Genomic DNA, 16,896 nt, shown 5'->3' on the forward strand with positions numbered 1-16,896 from the left:
CGCATGACCGACAGTTTCGTCACCCAATGCCCACATTGCCAAACCAGGTTCCGTGTCAGCCACGCTCAACTGAGCGTGGCTCGCGGGGTGGTGCGCTGTGGCTCCTGCCTGCAGGTGTTCAACGCCGCGCGGCAGTTGCTGGAGCAGCGCGCCGCCAAGGAAAGCGCAGCGTCCAGGCCGGTGGCGAAACCGGCGCCCGCGCCAGCAGCTCCTGTCGAGCCGCCAGCAGAGCCGGCTGCGGCCCCCGCGCCAGCGGCGGCGCCCGTACAGCGCGCCATCAGCCAGAAACAATGGTCGGCTGCCGAAATGGACCTGGATCACCTGGACCTCGACGAGGAGCTGGCCAAGCTCGAACAGCGGGAAATCCAGCCAGCCAAGGCCTTTGGCCAGGAACGGGAGCATAAGGAAGGCAGCCTCAGCGCCCGCCGCGATCCACAGGACGCCGATGATGCCCACTGGCCCGATGGCCTGTTTGGCAGCGCCGCTGAACACGACGAGCCGCCGCCCGTGGCCCTCAAGGCCCAGGCACAGGCGGATGAACCCAGCCCCGAGCCAACTCGGCAGAGCCGCACCGAACCGTCGCTGTCCTTCAACCTGGCGGACCTGGAAGACGAACCGAAAGCGCCCAAGCTGCGCCTGGACGATGACCTGGAACCTTTCGACGCCCGGATCTCGGCAGACAGCGCCGAGCAGGACGACGCAGCGGACACGACACACGGCAATAAGCGCCGCGAACGCAGCGAACCCGCAGTGCCAGAGGATGTCTTGCTGGACCTGGTGGACGATCCGCTCCACCTCGACTGGCAGAAACGCCGCTCCCCCTGGGGTCGGCGCCTGCTCTGGCTGCTGCTGATCCTGCTGGCCGCCGGCGGCCTGGCGGGCCAGTACATCGCCTACCATTTCGACGAACTGGCGCGCCAGGACCAGTACCGCCCCTGGTTCCAGCAACTGTGCCCGGAATTCGGCTGTACGGTGCCGTCCCGAGTGGATATCGCCCGGATCAAGAGCAGCAACCTGGTGGTGCGCAGCCACCCGGAATTCAGCGGAGCCCTGGTGGTGGACGCCATCATCTACAACCGCGCGCCGTTCTCCCAACCCTTCCCGCTGCTGGAGCTGCGCTTCGCCGACCTCAACGGCCACCTGATTGCCAGCCGCAGCTTCAAACCCGGCGAGTACCTGGGCGGTGAAATGCAGGATGTGGCGGAAATGCCGCCGCAGACGCCGATTCACATCGCCCTGGATATTCTCGACCCCGGGCCGAAAGCCGTGAACTACAGTCTCAGCTTCCACTCGCCCGAGTGAATCGGCTGAACGAGCTGGCGAACAACTCTGAATTGAAGACAGATTTATGACTGCGCCGCTCAGATTGATCCCAGAGCGATAACGGAATAACTGTTCAGATTTTATCCAATTCAGCCTTTATCCGGTCATCGAGAGCGGGTATCATGCCAACCCTTTTTCGAACTCTCATGATCCGGCCCCACAACAGGGAAGTCCTATGTCGGCGGTACGCATCGGCCCATATACATTGCACAACGGCTTGATTCTCGCCCCGATGGCGGGGGTCACCGACCAGCCCTTTCGTCAGCTTTGCAAGCAGTTGGGCGCGGGCCTTGTAGTCTCGGAAATGGTCACCAGCGACATGAGCTTGTGGAACAGCCGCAAATCGCGGTTGCGCATGATCCACGAAGGCGATCCCGAGCCACGCTCGGTGCAGATTGCTGGTGGCGATGCACAGATGCTGGCGGATGCCGCCCGCGCCAACGTCGAGTTGGGCGCACAGATTATTGATATCAACATGGGGTGTCCGGCGAAGAAGGTCTGCAACAAGGCCGCCGGCTCCGCGTTGCTGAAAGACGAAGCCCTGGTCAACGAGATTCTCCAGGCGGTGGTGGCCGCGGTGGATGTACCGGTCACCCTGAAGATCCGCACCGGCTGGGACCGGCAGAACAAGAACGGCCTGACGGTGGCGAAGATCGCCGAACAGGCAGGCATCACGGCACTGGCGGTCCATGGTCGGACCCGGGCCGACCTGTACACCGGTGAAGCCGAGTACGACACCATCGCCGCGATCAAGCAGGCGGTGTCGATTCCGGTCTTTGCCAACGGCGATATCGACTCACCCGAAAAAGCCCGGCAGGTGTTGCATGCCACCGGCGCCGACGGGCTGTTGATTGGCCGGGCCGCCCAGGGGCGGCCATGGATTTTTCGTGAGATCGAGCACTTCCTGCGTACCGGTGAAACCCTCCCGGCACCGGAGCTGTTCGAAGTGGAACGTATTCTGCTAGAGCACCTGGCCGCGCTGCATGCCTTCTATGGAGAGGTCATGGGCGTCCGCATCGCACGCAAGCATGTGGGCTGGTATCTCGCAACCCTGCCGGGCGCCAGGGAGTTTCGCGCCCACTTCAATCGTTTGGAAGATACGGAAGCACAATGCGCCAACGTTCGTGAGTTCTTTGCCGGACGTTACAAGAGCCTGGAAACAGGGGACGGAGAAGGGGTGGCCGCATGACGATGATGACCGAGACTTTAGTGAGTGGAACAACACCCGTGAGCGACAACGTGAATTTGAAACAGCACCTCAATACCCCCAGCGAAGAAGGCCAGACCCTTCGCGGGAGTGTCGAGAAGGCGCTGCACAATTATTTCGCCCACCTTGAGGGCGCTGCCGTCACGGACGTGTACAACCTGGTGCTCTCCGAAGTCGAGGCTCCGTTGCTCGAAAGCGTGATGAACTACGTCAAGGGCAACCAGACCAAGGCCAGCGAACTCCTGGGTCTGAACCGCGGCACCCTGCGCAAGAAACTCAAGCAGTACGATTTGTTGTAAGCATGCACTCAAACCAGAAAGGCGCCCGCGTAAAAAACGGTCGCCTTTTTTGCTGACTCCTTTGCTTTTGATGGAAATTGAGATGACCGACCAGACTACCCGCCTGCCGATCCGCCGCGCCTTGATCAGTGTTTCCGACAAGACCGGGATCCTTGAATTCGCCAAGGAACTGGAAGCCCTTGGCGTGGAGATCCTCTCCACCGGCGGGACCTTCAAGCTGCTGCAGGACAACGGCGTGTCCGCAGTGGAAGTGGCGGATTACACCGGTTTCGCGGAAATGATGGACGGCCGGGTCAAGACCCTGCACCCGAAAATCCACGGCGGTATCCTCGGTCGTCGCGGCATCGACGACGCCATCATGAACGAGCACGGCATCAAGCCGATCGATCTGGTGGCGGTCAACCTCTACCCCTTCGAAGCCACCATTTCCAAGCCCGGCTGCGACCTGCCGACCGCCATCGAGAACATCGACATCGGCGGCCCGACCATGGTCCGCTCGGCGGCCAAGAACCATAAGGACGTGGCCATCGTGGTCAATGCCAGCGACTACGCCGACGTCCTGCAAAGCCTCAAGGCCGGTGGCCTGACCTACGCCCAGCGTTTCGACCTGATGCTCAAGGCCTTCGAACACACCGCCGCCTACGACGGCATGATCGCCAACTACATGGGCACCGTGAACCAGGCCGCCGAGACCCTCTCGACCTCCGGCCGCAGCGAATTCCCGCGCACCTTCAACAGCCAGTTCATCAAGGCCCAGGAAATGCGCTACGGCGAGAACCCGCACCAGAGCGCGGCGTTCTACGTGGAAGCCAAGCCTGCCGAAGTCGGCATCGCCACCGCCACCCAGCTGCAAGGCAAGGAGTTGTCCTACAACAACGTCGCCGACACCGACGCCGCCCTGGAATGCGTGAAGAGCTTCGTCAAGCCGGCCTGCGTCATCGTCAAGCACGCCAACCCGTGCGGCGTGGCAGTGAGCCCGGACGCTGAAGGCGGCATCCGCCAGGCCTACGAACTGGCCTACGCCACCGACACCGAATCGGCCTTCGGCGGCATCATCGCCTTCAACCGCGAACTGGACGCCGAAACCGCCAAAGCCATCGTCGAGCGTCAGTTCGTCGAAGTGATCATTGCCCCGAGCGTCAGCGAGGAAGCCCGCGCCATCGTCGCCGCCAAGGCCAATGTGCGCCTGCTGGCCTGCGGCCAATGGTCCGCCGACCGGGTTCCGGCCTGGGACTACAAGCGCGTCAACGGTGGCCTGCTGGTGCAGAGCCGCGACATCGGCATGATCGGTGCCGACGACCTGAAAGTGGTGACCAAGCGCGCTCCGACCGAGCAAGAGATCCACGACCTGATCTTCGCCTGGAAAGTGGCCAAGTTCGTCAAGTCCAACGCCATCGTCTACGCCAAGAACCGCCAGACCATCGGCGTTGGCGCCGGCCAGATGAGCCGCGTGAACTCGGCGCGGATCGCCGCGATCAAAGCCGAACACGCCGGCCTGCAGGTACAGGGCGCGGTCATGGCGTCCGACGCCTTCTTCCCGTTCCGTGACGGTATCGACAACGCGGCCAAGGTCGGCATCACCGCGGTGATCCAGCCAGGCGGCTCGATGCGTGACAACGAAGTGATCGCCGCGGCCGACGAGGCCGGCATTGCCATGGTGTTCACCGGCATGCGCCACTTCCGTCACTAACAGCAGCCACAAGCTGCAAGCGACAAACCAGAGCCGACAGCCGTCGCCCTTGCTTGCACTTGCAGCCTTTCTTATTCAAAGCCGCACGCCGCACTTCAGAGCAATCCGGATTGCTCCTCACTTGCAGCTTGCGGCTTGTAGCTTCCTCCGAAGGAGTCTGACTTGAACGTTTTGATCATTGGTAGCGGCGGTCGCGAACACGCCCTGGCCTGGAAAGTCGCTCAGGACCCACGGGTCGAAAAAGTATTCGTCGCCCCCGGCAACGCCGGCACCGCCATCGAAGCCAAGTGCGAGAACGTCGCCATCGACGTCCTGGCCCTGGAGCAGTTGGCCGATTTCGCCGAGAAGAATGTGTCCCTGACCATCGTCGGTCCGGAAGTGCCGCTGGTGGCCGGTGTGGTCGACCTGTTCCGCTCCCGTGGCCTGGACTGCTTCGGCCCGACCGCCGGCGCCGCGCAGCTGGAAGGCTCGAAGGCCTTCACCAAGGATTTCCTGGCGCGCCACAAGATCCCGACCGCCGACTACCAGAACTTCACCGAGATCGAGCCGGCCCTGGCTTATCTGCGTGAAAAAGGCGCTCCAATCGTGATCAAGGCCGACGGCCTGGCCGCCGGTAAAGGCGTGATCGTCGCCATGACCCTGGCCGAAGCCGAAGAAGCCGTGCGCGACATGCTCGCCGGCAATGCCTTCGGTGAAGCCGGTTCCCGCGTGGTGATCGAGGAGTTCCTCGACGGCGAGGAAGCCAGTTTCATCGTCATGGTCGACGGCAAGAACGTGCTGCCGATGGCCACCAGCCAGGACCACAAGCGCGTCGGCGACGGCGACACTGGCCCCAATACCGGTGGCATGGGCGCTTATTCGCCAGCACCGGTGGTCACCGCCCAAGTGCACCAGCGGGTGATGGATCAGGTGATCTGGCCCACCGTGCGCGGCATGGCCGAGGAAGGCAATGTCTACACCGGCTTCCTCTATGCGGGCCTGATGATCGACAAGGCCGGCAACCCGAAAGTCATCGAGTTCAACTGCCGCTTCGGCGATCCAGAAACCCAGCCGGTGATGCTGCGCCTGCAGTCGAGCCTGGTGCTGTTGGTCGAAGCCGCCCTGGCCCAGGCCCTGGACAAGGTCGAAGCGCAGTGGGATCCACGCCCGAGCCTGGGCATCGTCCTGGCGGCCGGCGGCTATCCTGGTGACTACGCCAAGGGCGCGGCCATCACCGGCCTGGATGCGGCAGCGGACCTGGAAGGCAAGGTGTTCCACGCCGGCACCGCGCTCAAGGACGGTCAGGTGGTGACCTCCGGCGGCCGGGTGCTCTGCGCCACCGCCATGGGCGACAGCGTCGACGCGGCCCAGCAACAAGCCTACCGCCTGGCGGCCAAGATCGACTGGCAAGGCTGCTTCTACCGCAAGGACATCGGCTACCGTGCCATTGCCCGTGAGCGCGGCCAGGAGTAAGGCGGCCCCTGCCCCCGGCAAGGGCCCGGCGCCCTTGCCGTGCGCTCATGACGCCGCGCATAGTTATAATCAGGCATCAACCAATGAAGGGATTTCACCGTGCGCTGGCTCAGGATCGCCCTAGGCTTCACCGTCACATTGCTGACCCTGCTCTGCTTGAATCCGGCCCTGGCCGCTCAAGGCAGTGGCTGGGCGGTTCTGCTCGACGAACAGGCCGACCTGCAGCTCAGTGACATCCGCTCCCCGCGCTACACCAACCAGTTCAGCCCCATCGAGCTGGACAAGCTGACCGCCGCCGAACCCGATGGCGCGCTGTGGCTGCGCTTCAAGCTGCAGCCCGGGCCCCACGAGCAGATCCTGCGGATCTTCGCCCCCGACCTGTCCCACCTGAATCTCTACGTGCTCGACGGCGACAAGCTGATCGAGCAAGTGAACACCGGCTCCAGCCAGCCACAGACGGAAAAGCCCCTGCCCAGCAGCGACTTCATGCTGCCGCTGCCGCAAAGCGCCAAGCCGCTGGAGGTCTACCTGCGGCTGGTATCCGAACACGAACTGCGCCCCTACATCACCCTGCAATCGGCGGTGATGAGCGCCGCCGACCAGAGCCAGACCCTGATCTACGGCCTGCTGTTCGGCTGCCTGGCGATGCTGATCCTGCATAACCTCACGCGCTTCGCCTACACCCGTTCGCGCAGCAGCCTGTGGCTGGCGGCCTGCGAGGGCCTGTTGACCCTCAGCCTGCTGATGCTGCTGAACCTGTTCGGCCCGTGGCTGCCGGACTGGCAGGCCTTGCAGACCCCGGGCGCCTACCTGGCGCTGCTGCTGACTGCGCCCTGCGGGATGATGTTCGCCTACCGCTTCTTCGCCCCGCTGGGTCCGCACCCGCTGAACCGCTTGCTGCTGGGCAACATCCTGCTGATCAGCCTGTTCGGCCTGTTGCTGCTGTTCGTCAACACCCTGCCGCTGAACATCATCACCTACGGCCTGGTGGCCCTGGCCGGCCTGAGCATGTTGTTCGTCGGCGGCTATCACTGGCACCAGGGCTACCGCCCGGCGCGGCTGTTCGTCACCGCCATGGTGATCTTCAACCTCGGCACCCTGGTGATTCTCCCGGCCCTGCTGGGCCTGACCCTGGTGGCCCCGCAAGGGCTGATCGTCACCCTGCTCAGCGTGGTCTGCGTCGCCGGCCTGCTGATGAGCATTGCCCTGGGCGAACGCCAGCGCAACATCACCGAGAACCGCTTCAGCGTCAGCCGCGACCTGGCCGCCAGCACCGCCGAGGTCAATGCCAAGGCCGAGTTCCTGGCCAAGATCAGCCACGAGATCCGCACCCCGATGAACGGCGTGCTGGGCATGACCGAGCTGCTGCTGGGCACGCCGCTGTCGGTCAAGCAGCGCGACTACGTGCAAACCATCCACAGCGCCGGCAACGAGCTGCTGACCCTGATCAACGAGATCCTCGACATCTCCAAGCTGGAGTCCGGGCAGATCGAACTGGACGACGTACAGTTCGACCTCAACGCCCTGATCGAGGATTGCCTGAGCATCTTCCGGGCCAAGGCCGAACAGCAGAATGTCGAGCTGATCAGCTTTATCCAGCCCCAGGTGCCGCGCGTCATCAGCGGCGACCCGACGCGCCTGCGCCAGGCCCTGCTCAGCCTGCTGGAAAACGCCCTGAAGAAGACCGACGAGGGCGAGGTGCTGATCGTCGTCGCCATCGACGAGCGCAGCAGCAAGCCACGCCTGCGCATCGCCGTGCAGGACAGCGGCCAGCCCATGGACGCCGAAGAACGCGAGGCCCTGCTGCACACCGAACTGCACAGCAAGAACTTCCTCGCCAGCACCCGCCTGGGCGGCAACCTGGGCCTGGTGATCGCCCGCCAGCTGATCCTGCTGATGCACGGCGAGTTCGGCATCAAGAGCGGCAGCAACCAGGGCAGCACCCTGTGGCTCACCCTGCCCCTGGACGCCGAGCGCCTGGAGCACCCGACCGCCGACCTCGACGGCCCCCTGCAGGGCGCGCGGGTACTGGTGGTGGACGACAACGACACCTGCCGCAAGGTGCTGGTGCAGCAATGCAGCGCCTGGGGCCTGAACGTCAGCGCCGTGCCGTCGGGCAAGGAAGCCCTGGCCCTGCTGCGGACCAAGGCGCACCTGCGGGACTATTTCGACGTGGTGCTGCTGGACCAGAACATGCCCGGCATGACCGGCATGCAGCTGGCGGCGAAGATCAAGGAAGACCCGAGCCTGAACCACGACATCCTGCTGATCATGCTCACCGGCATCAGCAACGCGCCGAGCAAGGTGATTGCGCGCAATGCCGGGATCAAGCGCATCCTCGCCAAGCCCGTGGCCGGCTACACCCTCAAGACCACCCTGGCCGACGAACTCAATCAGCGCGACAAAGCCCCCGCCGCCCCCTACAACATGCCCTCGACCCCGGCGCCAGGCCCCGCGCAGATCACCGTGCCCAGCGACTTCAGCATCCTGGTGGCCGAGGACAACAGCATCTCCACCAAGGTCATTCGCGGCATGCTCGGCAAGCTCAACCTGCAGCCCGACACCGCCAGCAATGGCGAGGAAGCGCTGCAGGCAATGAAGGCCAAGCGCTATGACCTGGTGCTGATGGACTGCGAGATGCCGGTACTCGACGGCTTCTCCGCCACCCAGCAGTTGCGCGCCTGGGAAGTGGGCAACCAGCGGGTGCGCACCCCGGTGGTGGCGCTGACCGCGCACATCCTCGCCGAGCACAAGGAGCGCGCGCGCCAGGCCGGCATGGACGGGCACATGGCCAAGCCGGTAGAGCTCTCGCAACTGCGCGAGCTGGTGGAACACTGGGTCACCCAGCGCGATCTGCGCGAACGCAGCGCCGCACACACCAGTTGAGCCGACAGCCTCTGCGGCGCCTGTTAAACTCTCGCTCGCCCTCCCTAGTCGTGAGCTTCCACCATGCTCCACGTGCTGTTCAGCGTTTACCTGAAGATGCTGGTGCTCTATAGCCCGTTCTTCGTTCTCTCGTGCTTCATCAGCCTGACCCGCGGCTACTCCTCCAAGGAGCGCCGGCGCCTGGCCTGGAAAGTCGCCCTGGCCACCCTGGTCTCCAGCGTCTTGCTGTACCTGTTCGGGCGAGTGATCTTCAGCGTGTTCGGCATCACCGTGGACGCCTTCCGCATCGGCGCCGGCAGCGTGCTGTTCATTTCCGCCCTGGGCATGGCCCAGGGCAAGTCGGCGGTGCAGACCGACAACGTGCAGCAGGACGTGACCATAGTGCCGCTGACCATCCCCCTGACCGTGGGCCCGGGCACCATCGGCGCCCTGCTGGTCATGGGCGTCAGCCAGCCGCACTGGGACGACAAGCTCACCGCGATCCTCAGCATCGCCCTGGCCAGCCTCACCGTGGGCGTGGTGCTGTACCTGTCCAACCGCATCGAACGCATCCTCGGCGACCAGGGCTTGCAGATCGTCAGCCGGCTGATGGGACTGTTCGTCTGTGCCCTGGCGGCGCAGATCATCTTCACCGGGGTAAGGGGTTACCTGGTCCCTTAGGTCCGCCAGGTCTCGAACCTGTAGGAAACCTTCCCAGCAGGAGCAGGAACCGCACCATGCCCTACAGCGCCGACGCGGCCTTTATCCAGGAACAATGGCAGGCCGGGTGCTTCCCTCGGGAAAACACCCTGGTCCTCAACAGCGGGTTCTACTGCCTGTTCGACCTGCCCTACGAACATCCCCGGCTGAGCAACAAAGTCTGGATGCCGGCCCTGGATTTCCCAGGCAGGGATGATGCTGATTTCATCACCGCCCTGGGGTTTGCCGCCGAAGGCTCGCAGTCCTTTCATGCCCAGTGCGGTGAGACCGCCGGGCACGGCGGCGACGGCTTCCTGGCCTTGCTGGAAAAGGACACGGATGCACTGATCTGGCTGCTTGTCCTCAGCGAAACCAATCCCTTCTACCGGGTCGAGATCCACGACCAGCAAATCCATGCCGAGTCGACCTCCGGCGTCACCGTGCGGGTCCCTGTCGAGCGCCCCGATCGGTTGACCCTGGTCTGGCCATGAACCGCCCGCCCACACCGAGCCCGATGAAAAAACTGAACGCCACCGCCGCCATCGACCTCCTGAGCACACACAGGCTGCCCGACCTCGACCTCGCCGCTCGGGCTTCCCTGCTCCTGAACTGGTGGGGGATGGACAGCGACAACCTTGAATTCGCGACACTGCCACCCGACCTGCAGCAACAGCTCATCTCGCAACCGGAGCCCCCGGACGATACGCAAGACCCGCGCTACGACGCCCTGCTGCTGATCGCCCTGCGCGCCGAATACCGCGGCGTCACCCACCTGTACCTGATGCGCAGCCTGCGCGAGGCCGGGCTGGGCGACTACGCCGTCAGCGCGGACATCGAGTACCTGGAGGCCTGCCCCTGCTGCGGATATCGAACCCTCTCGGCGCGGGGCGAATACCAGATCTGCGACCTGTGCCATTGGGAAGACGACGGCAGCCAGGCGCTGGATGTGCTGAGCGGGCCCAACCACCAAACCCTGGGCCAGGCCCGGGAACACTTTGCCCAGCAGCAGGGCCGCCTGCCCTTGGACAAGTGGCCACACATCAGCAAGGAGCACCCATGATTCCCCCGCAGTTGATCGCCTTGATCGAAGCCCAGCCCCGCTACTGCCCGCCCCCCGACACCGCCGAGGTCACCCGAGCGCTGGCAACATTGGGGATTGCCCTGGACAGCGAGTTCGCGCAGATCTACCTGACCTGTCACCCCGCCAACTTCTTGGACCGAGTGAGCTACGGAGTGCTGATGAACATCGACGGGCCCAGTGATGAAATCCTGATGTGCACCGAGTTCATTCATGAAGTCTGGGAGTTGCCCAAGAACTTCATCGCCTTCACCTCACTGCAAGGTCAAGGCGGCTACTTGCTGGACAAGGACAGCGGTGGCGTCTGGGATTTCGACCTGGGCGACCGGGAAGCTTTCGTCGCCGGCCGGATCCCGGCCAGATGGGCCAGCTTCTTCGAATTCATCACCTGGCTGCTGACCGCCACGGACATGGATGAGGATGAGGACCCTGCGCGCTAGAAGCCGCTACCGGCGATGGCGACCTTGCGAGCGCCTTCGCCGGCAAGCCGGCTCCTACAAGGGTTTATGGCCGTACCAGCGCGGCGTGTAAACCCACTCGCCGCCCTCGGCCCGGGGGAAGACGCAGGTGGTGGAAGAGCCCACCAGCACCATGGTGCGCATGTCCACCTGCTCCGGGGTCAGCTCGCCGAGGGTGATCACCCGCAAGGTCTGGCCCGGACGGCCAATGTCGCGCCCCAGCACCACCGGGGTGTGCGGCGTGCGGTGCTGGCGCACGATCTCCAGGGCCCGGCCCAGTTGCCAGGGTCGGGAACGGGAGATCGGGTTGTAGAAGGCCAGGGCCAGATCGGCCTGAGAAGCCAGGTCCAGGCGCTTCTCGATGATGTCCCAGGGCTTCAGGTTGTCCGACAGCGATAGCACGCAGAAGTCATGACCCAGCGGTGCGCCGGCCTGGGCGGCGGTGGCCAGGGACGCGGAAACCCCGGGAAGGATCTCCAGGTCGACCCGCTGCCAGGCCGGATCGCTGGATTCGTGCAGGGCTTCGAGCACTGCCGCGGCCATGGCGAATACTCCGGGATCACCGGACGACACCACCACCACCGAACGGCCCTGGGCCGCCAGTTCGAAAGCGTGGCGGGCGCGCTGCATTTCTTCGCGGTTATCAGTGCAGTGCATCACCTGATCGGCGCGGAACGGGCCGGCCATGCGCACGTAGGTTTCATAACCCAGGATGTCGTTGGCCCGGGCCAGTTCCGCCTTGACCGCCGGCACCATGAGCTCGGCCGCACCAGGGCCAAGGCCGATGACAGCCAGGCGCCCACGGGGCCGGCCGATCTGTTCGGGGTCCAGGGGCTCGCTGGCCACGGCGATGGCGATGTCGTCCCCCACCTTGAGCGCAGGTAATAGCTGCGGCACGGCTTGTTGCGCCAGTTCAGCCACACTGCCAGCAGTTGGCAGAAAGCGCAGCGGCACACCCAATTCGGCGGCCGCCTGGTGCAGGACGCGGTCGGCCATGTCGCTGTCAACCGCCAACAGGCAGGCGACGGACTGCACGGCGATGCGCGCCTGATGCAGGGCCTCTCGGATTTGCGTGGCAAGGCCGGTATCGCTTTCGCCAGCCAGCTGGCTCCTACGGCAGGCGACCAGGACGCTGCGGGGGTAGATCAGCAGTTCGTTGGCCGCAGGCTCGCGCTCGGCAGAGCCGACGCGGATGGTCAGGCGCGCCTGCTCGTCCTCGGGCAGCTTCGCTGCAGCCAGCCAGGGCGCTGCGCCTTCGATACGCACGCTTTCGCCACCCAGCAGGTCGGAGACGAAACGCTTGCCCAGCTCCAGGTCGCCCAGGGCATAACCGCTGGGCGGGTTGAGCAGGCAGGTGCCGAAGCGCAGTTCACCGCTAGTAGTAATGGCCGCAGCCACTCCAAGGCCCGCGGCAATTTCCCGGGCCATGACATTGACCCCGCCCAGGCCGCCCAGCAGCGGCACCACGGCGCTGCCGTCTTCGGCCACTGCCAGCACCGGCGGTTCGGCGCCTTTTTCCAGCAGCAGCGGCGCCAGAGTGCGGATCACGATCCCGGCCGCGCACAGGGCGATGATCGGCGTGTCCTGTTGATAGAGCTGGCGCAGGGTGGCGCCGAATTCGTGGTAGATCCGATCGGCGCCTTCGACCCGTTCCGCCAGACCGTGGATCAACGAGTCGGGATAGAGCCGCTGGATCTGTCGCGCGGTGTCGAGGCTGCCTTGGCCCAGGATGACGATGGCCGGAATTGAACGGGCCATCAGCCTTGCCACCTTTCGCCGGGCACGATGATCAGCGAGAAATACGGCGAGGACATCGGCTCCACGTCATCCAGCGGCACGATCTTCTGGTTGGCCATGGTGGCGCGCTCGACGTACAGCGCCCGCTGCGCCAGCCCCAGCTCTTCCAGGACCTGGCGCACCTTGGGAAAATTGCGCCCCAGCTTCATCACCACCGCCGCATCGGCGTCCGCCAGCCGCCGCTTGAGCTCCTCATGGGGCAGCACGCCCGAGAGCACCGACAGGCTCTGGTTGCGATACACCAGGGGCGCGCCCAGCACCGAAGCGCCGCCCAGCATCGAGCACACGCCCGGCACCACTTCGGCCTGGTAACGCTCGGCCAGACGATCGTGCAGGTACATGTAGGAGCCGTAGAAGAACGGGTCGCCCTCGCAGATCACCGCCACATCCCGACCGGCATCCAGATGCAGCGCCAGTTCCTGGCTGGCGCTGTCGTAGAAATCGCTGATCACTTGCTCGTAGGACAGCGGCGCCGGCAGCACTTCGGTGGTCACCGGGTACACCAGCGGCAGCAGGGTCTGGGCCTGTTGCAGGTGCCCTTCGATGATGCCGAAGGCGTTGCCTTTCTTGCCCTTGGCCACGAAGTAGGCCACCACCGGCGATTCGCGCAGCAGGCGCAGGGCTTTGACGGTAATCAGTTCCGGATCACCGGGACCCACGCCAAGGCCGATCAAACGTCCAGGTTGCACCATCATTCGACCTCCGTGGCCAGGGCATTGACGGCCGCGGCGGCCATGGCGCTACCGCCCAGGCGCCCCTGCATGATCACGAAAGGCACGCCACGGCTGTCGGCGGCGAGCATCGCCTTGGATTCGGCGGCACCGACGAAGCCCACCGGGAAACCGAGGATCAGCGCCGGTTTCGGCGCGCCGGCGTCGAGCATCTCCAGCAGGTAGAAGAGTGCGGTGGGGGCGTTGCCGATCACCACCACGCTGCCTTCCAGGTGCGGGCGCCACAGCTCCAGGGCCGCCGCCGAACGGGTGTTGCCCAGCTCCCGGGCCAGCGCCGGTACGCGCTCGTCACGCAGGGTGCAGATCACCGGGTTGTTGGCCGGCAGGCGCGCCCGGGTAATGCCTTCGGCCACCATGTGCGCATCGCAGAGGATCGGCGCACCGGCGGCCAGGGCCTCACGCCCGGCCTTGCCGGCACCGGCGGAGAATTGCAGGCCGTCTATGGCTTCCACCATGCCGCAGGCGTGGATCACCCGTACCGCGAGTTTTTCCAGGTCGGCGGGAATGCGATCCAGCTTGGCTTCTTCGCGGATGATCGCGAAGGAGTTGCGATAGATCTCCTGACCGTCGCGGATGTAATCAATCATCAAGGTGACTCCGTGGGCGGGCATCAAGCAGAGCCTCTGCCGCTTCAATAGAAAGGTTGCGCGCGTGCAGCGTGCCGAAACCCGGCTGCGCAGCATCGCGTAGATACAAGTCGTAGCGCCCTGGGGCCGTCGCCAGCAGGGTGGCCGGCGCCACATGGGCGGCGGCGCAGGAACGGGAACAACCCGACAGGTGCACGGCCGTCTGCCGGCCGTGGCGCTGCAGCAGTTGCGCCAGCTCAAGGGCATCGCCCTTGGTGTCGGCCAGGGCCTTGCCGCAGCCACTGGAGCCGGTGCAGGCGATCAGCTGAGCCAGGGGTTGTTGAGCACTGCACAGCAAGCCCAACTGCCCCAGGCCGGCGGTGACCGTGGCCGCATCCGCCGGGGCAATGCCCGGCAGCAGCAGGCTCTGCCAGGGCGTGAAACGCAGGCTGGCGTCGCCGTACTGCTCGGCCAGTTGTGCGGCGCCCCGCAGCATGGCCGGGTCCAGGCGCCCCAGGGGCGCGACCGCACCGACATAGACCCGGTCGCCCTCGCGCTGTGGATAAGTTCCCAGGTGCAGCCCTGCAACCGCAGCTGGACGCTGCCAGCCATCGATGTTCAGCAAGGGGCTGCTCAGGCGCAGGTTCAGTTGGGCAAGAAAATCCGCCACCGGCATCTGCACCAACAGGTGGCGCATCCGCGTCTGCTCGGGGGTGGCCAGATCGAGAAACAGCTCCAGCACCGCCACCAGCAGTTCATGGCCCTGGGCCTCGGGCACCGCCGCCAGGGGTTTATCCACAGGGCTGCCGGCCAGACCGAAGGCCAGCAGCAACTGCCCTTCACGCGCCAGTGCCGCCAACCACAGGTCGTGGTGATGTTCGAGCATGGCCAGGGCTTCGCCGCCATCGAGCTGCACGGCGAACTTGGCCGACAGTTCATGGAAGCGCGGGTGACGCTGCAGTGTGTCAAGGATCTGCCCGGCCAGGGGCCGGGTGTCCATCAGCAATTGCCGGTCGATGCCGGCGCTGGGGCTGAGCATCAGGTTGCGCACATCGTCGCCGGCGGCGGTGGTCGGTCCCAGGCCGGCCGCCAGCAGTGCATCGATCAGGGCCCGATGCTCGGCGCCGATCCCGCGGATCTGCAGGTTGGCGCGGTTGGTGGCCTCGATCACACCGCCGGCATAGGTCTGCGCCGCGTCAGCCACCGCCCGGGCCTGGGCGGCACTGATGACCCCGCCCGCCAGCTTGATCCGGCAGATGCCGCCGTCCAGCGCCGGGACGATGCGCAGCAACCCCGGGCAGGCCGAGGGGCGGATGGCGGTGGACATAGGGCGTTCGTTCAAAGGGGCAACCGGCAGTGTGGGAAAAGCGCTTCGTCAGTGAAGGCGCGGTATTATGCCTGCTTTGTCCGAAGGCATGAAAAGCCTGCCGGTCGGAACCTTAGGTTTGAGGAATATAGATGTCGCCCTGGCTGACAGTAGTGGGAATCGGTGAAGACGGCTTCAAGGGCCTGGGCAGGAATGCCCGCCACGCCCTGCTGAGCGCTTCGCGGATCGTCGGCGGCCAGCGTCAGCTGGATCTGCTGCCGGCATGCATCCGCGGCGAACGCCAGTTGTGGCCCAGCCCGTTTTCCCTGGAACCCCTGCTGAGCCTGCGCGGAACGCCGGTCTGCGTGCTGGCCAGCGGCGATCCGATGCTGTTCGGCGTGGGCGCCAGCCTGGCCCGGCAACTGCCGGCCGACGAGCTGCAGGTCGTGTCCTTCCCCTCTTCCTATTCCCTGGCCGCCGCTCGCCTGGGCTGGGCCCTGCAGGACGTGGTCACGCTGTCGGTGGTGGCACGGCCGATTGCCGCGCTCAATGCCCAACTGTCCAGCGGCGTGCGCCTGCTGGTGCTGAGCAATGACCGCCACAGCCCGGCGGCGATTGCCGGACTGCTGCGTGAACGCGGTTTCGGCCCGAGTCGCCTGACGGTGCTGGAGCACCTGGGCGGCCCCCTGGAACGGCGCCTGGACAGCACGGCCGACGACTGGAGCGATCCCGCGCTCGCCGACCTCAATCTGCTGGCCATCGAATGCCGGGCCGCGGCCGATACGCCGCAACTGTCCCGACTGGCCGGCCTGCCGGACTCGGCCTTCCGCCATGACGGCCAGTTGACCAAGCGTGACGTGCGCGCCATCACCCTGGCCCGCCTGGCCCCGGTGCCCGGCGAATTGCTCTGGGATGTGGGCGCCGGCAGCGGCTCCATCGGCATCGAATGGATGCGTGCCCACCCCAGTTGTCGGGCACTGGCCATCGAAGCCGACGACGGCCGCCAGCAGTTGATCGAATACAACCGTGACGTGCTCGGGGTGCCCGGGCTGCAACTGATTCGCGGCAGCGCGCCCCAGGCCCTGGACGGGCTGGAGCGCCCCGATGCGGTGTTCATCGGCGGCGGGGTGACCCGCGAAGGCGTGCTGCAAACCTGCTGGGAACGGCTCAAGCCCGGCGGACGCCTGGTGGCCAACGCCGTGACCCTGCAAAGTGAAATGACCCTGATGCACTGGCGCCAAGCGCACGGCGGTGAGCTGACCCGCATCCATATCGCCCAGGCCCAGCCCCTGGGGGAATTCGACACCTGGCGCCAGGCCCTGCCGATCACCCTGCTGGACCTGCACAAACCCAGGGACCAGCCATGAGCTTTGTAGAAACAGGCGGGCCCGCGAAAGCGTTCCCCCCAAAGACCGTCGCGCGCCC

The 16,896-nt window shown here is 65.5% G+C and carries 15 protein-coding genes; 11 read left to right on the forward strand and 4 right to left on the reverse strand.

Translation table 11 applies throughout. The features are described from left to right. Positions 1 to 3 precede the first annotated feature (3 nt). From GGI48_RS11635 to GGI48_RS11680, 10 genes are all read left to right on the forward strand, one after another. The gene (locus GGI48_RS11635; protein ID WP_179598399.1) at positions 4 to 1,302 is read left to right on the forward strand and encodes a DUF3426 domain-containing protein; all 1,299 of its coding nucleotides are present in this window, start codon (positions 4 to 6) and stop codon (positions 1,300 to 1,302) included. A 196-nt stretch (positions 1,303 to 1,498) separates the two neighbouring features. Continuing rightward, positions 1,499 to 2,512 (forward strand): tRNA dihydrouridine synthase DusB, encoded by a 1,014-nt coding sequence (gene dusB / locus GGI48_RS11640; protein WP_016968220.1) that lies wholly within the window; start codon positions 1,499 to 1,501, stop codon positions 2,510 to 2,512. Further along, positions 2,509 to 2,829 (forward strand): DNA-binding transcriptional regulator Fis, encoded by a 321-nt coding sequence (gene fis, locus GGI48_RS11645; RefSeq protein WP_003186237.1) that lies wholly within the window; start codon positions 2,509 to 2,511, stop codon positions 2,827 to 2,829. Before dusB ends, fis begins: the two co-directional genes overlap by 4 nt. An 82-nt stretch (positions 2,830 to 2,911) precedes the next feature. Then, positions 2,912 to 4,519: a bifunctional phosphoribosylaminoimidazolecarboxamide formyltransferase/IMP cyclohydrolase gene (gene purH / locus GGI48_RS11650; RefSeq protein ID WP_179598401.1), complete on the forward strand. Its 1,608-nt coding sequence runs from the start codon at positions 2,912 to 2,914 to the stop codon at positions 4,517 to 4,519. A gap of 162 nt (positions 4,520 to 4,681) precedes the next feature. Beyond that, positions 4,682 to 5,971: a phosphoribosylamine--glycine ligase gene (purD, locus tag GGI48_RS11655; protein ID WP_179598403.1), complete on the forward strand. Its 1,290-nt coding sequence runs from the start codon at positions 4,682 to 4,684 to the stop codon at positions 5,969 to 5,971. Positions 5,972 to 6,070: 99 nt separating this feature from the next. Beyond that, positions 6,071 to 8,857: a hybrid sensor histidine kinase/response regulator gene (locus GGI48_RS11660; RefSeq protein ID WP_047301462.1), complete on the forward strand. Its 2,787-nt coding sequence runs from the start codon at positions 6,071 to 6,073 to the stop codon at positions 8,855 to 8,857. Between the two features lie 63 nt (positions 8,858 to 8,920). Next, the gene (locus tag GGI48_RS11665) at positions 8,921 to 9,517 is read left to right on the forward strand and encodes a MarC family protein (RefSeq protein ID WP_003171467.1); all 597 of its coding nucleotides are present in this window, start codon (positions 8,921 to 8,923) and stop codon (positions 9,515 to 9,517) included. 56 nt (positions 9,518 to 9,573) lie between these two features. After that, entirely contained in the window at positions 9,574 to 10,026 is a 453-nt protein-coding gene (locus GGI48_RS11670; RefSeq protein ID WP_179598405.1) for a hypothetical protein, read from the forward strand. Positions 10,027 to 10,049: 23 nt separating this feature from the next. After that, positions 10,050 to 10,595, forward strand: a complete 546-nt coding sequence (locus GGI48_RS11675; RefSeq protein WP_179598406.1) for a CPCC family cysteine-rich protein — start codon at positions 10,050 to 10,052, stop codon at positions 10,593 to 10,595. Further along, a complete protein-coding gene (locus GGI48_RS11680; RefSeq protein ID WP_179598408.1) occupies positions 10,592 to 11,053 on the forward strand; it encodes an SMI1/KNR4 family protein in 462 nt (153 codons plus the stop codon). Before GGI48_RS11675 ends, GGI48_RS11680 begins: the two co-directional genes overlap by 4 nt. 54 nt (positions 11,054 to 11,107) lie before the next feature. Here GGI48_RS11680 and cobJ read toward each other — a convergent pair whose 3' ends face one another. Genes cobJ through cobG form a run of 4 tightly spaced genes read right to left on the reverse strand, consistent with a single transcriptional unit; the run spans position 11,108 to position 15,492 of the window. Continuing rightward, a complete protein-coding gene (cobJ, locus tag GGI48_RS11685; RefSeq protein WP_179598410.1) occupies positions 11,108 to 12,829 on the reverse strand; it encodes a precorrin-3B C(17)-methyltransferase in 1,722 nt (573 codons plus the stop codon). Next, on the reverse strand, positions 12,829 to 13,563 hold the full coding sequence (locus GGI48_RS11690) for a precorrin-2 C(20)-methyltransferase (RefSeq protein ID WP_409565368.1): 735 nt from the start codon (positions 13,561 to 13,563) through the stop codon (positions 12,829 to 12,831). The genes cobJ and GGI48_RS11690 overlap by 1 nt, the downstream gene beginning before the upstream one ends. Further along, on the reverse strand, positions 13,560 to 14,186 hold the full coding sequence (locus GGI48_RS11695) for a precorrin-8X methylmutase (protein WP_047301451.1): 627 nt from the start codon (positions 14,184 to 14,186) through the stop codon (positions 13,560 to 13,562). Before GGI48_RS11695 ends, GGI48_RS11690 begins: the two co-directional genes overlap by 4 nt. After that, positions 14,179 to 15,492 carry a precorrin-3B synthase gene (gene cobG / locus GGI48_RS11700; protein WP_179598412.1) on the reverse strand — a complete coding sequence of 438 codons (1,314 nt, stop codon included), beginning with the start codon at positions 15,490 to 15,492 and terminating at the stop codon, positions 14,179 to 14,181. The genes GGI48_RS11695 and cobG overlap by 8 nt, the downstream gene beginning before the upstream one ends. A gap of 131 nt (positions 15,493 to 15,623) precedes the next feature. Between cobG and GGI48_RS11705 the strand changes: the two genes are divergently transcribed. Continuing rightward, the gene (locus GGI48_RS11705; RefSeq protein ID WP_016968231.1) at positions 15,624 to 16,838 is read left to right on the forward strand and encodes a bifunctional cobalt-precorrin-7 (C(5))-methyltransferase/cobalt-precorrin-6B (C(15))-methyltransferase; all 1,215 of its coding nucleotides are present in this window, start codon (positions 15,624 to 15,626) and stop codon (positions 16,836 to 16,838) included. Positions 16,839 to 16,896: the final 58 nt, after the last annotated feature.

Source organism: Pseudomonas protegens, assembly GCF_013407925.2.
GTDB lineage: Bacteria > Pseudomonadota > Gammaproteobacteria > Pseudomonadales > Pseudomonadaceae > Aquipseudomonas > Aquipseudomonas fluorescens_AP.

Excerpts from the sequence above, each read along its gene's own strand:
- fis (WP_003186237.1), top strand. The coding sequence starts at position 2,509 with ATGACGATGATGACCGAGACTTTAGTGAGTGGAACAACACCCGTGAGC.
- GGI48_RS11665 (WP_003171467.1), top strand. The coding sequence starts at position 8,921 with ATGCTCCACGTGCTGTTCAGCGTTTACCTGAAGATGCTGGTGCTCTAT.
- GGI48_RS11675 (WP_179598406.1), top strand. The coding sequence starts at position 10,050 with ATGAAAAAACTGAACGCCACCGCCGCCATCGACCTCCTGAGCACACAC.
- GGI48_RS11635 (WP_179598399.1), top strand. The coding sequence starts at position 4 with ATGACCGACAGTTTCGTCACCCAATGCCCACATTGCCAAACCAGGTTC.
- cobJ (WP_179598410.1), bottom strand. The coding sequence starts at position 12,829 with ATGGCCCGTTCAATTCCGGCCATCGTCATCCTGGGCCAAGGCAGCCTC.
- GGI48_RS11705 (WP_016968231.1), top strand. The coding sequence starts at position 15,624 with ATGTCGCCCTGGCTGACAGTAGTGGGAATCGGTGAAGACGGCTTCAAG.
- dusB (WP_016968220.1), top strand. The coding sequence starts at position 1,499 with ATGTCGGCGGTACGCATCGGCCCATATACATTGCACAACGGCTTGATT.
- cobG (WP_179598412.1), bottom strand. The coding sequence starts at position 15,492 with ATGTCCACCGCCATCCGCCCCTCGGCCTGCCCGGGGTTGCTGCGCATC.
- GGI48_RS11680 (WP_179598408.1), top strand. The coding sequence starts at position 10,592 with ATGATTCCCCCGCAGTTGATCGCCTTGATCGAAGCCCAGCCCCGCTAC.
- purH (WP_179598401.1), top strand. The coding sequence starts at position 2,912 with ATGACCGACCAGACTACCCGCCTGCCGATCCGCCGCGCCTTGATCAGT.
- GGI48_RS11690 (WP_409565368.1), bottom strand. The coding sequence starts at position 13,563 with ATGATGGTGCAACCTGGACGTTTGATCGGCCTTGGCGTGGGTCCCGGT.
- GGI48_RS11695 (WP_047301451.1), bottom strand. The coding sequence starts at position 14,186 with ATGATTGATTACATCCGCGACGGTCAGGAGATCTATCGCAACTCCTTC.
- GGI48_RS11670 (WP_179598405.1), top strand. The coding sequence starts at position 9,574 with ATGCCCTACAGCGCCGACGCGGCCTTTATCCAGGAACAATGGCAGGCC.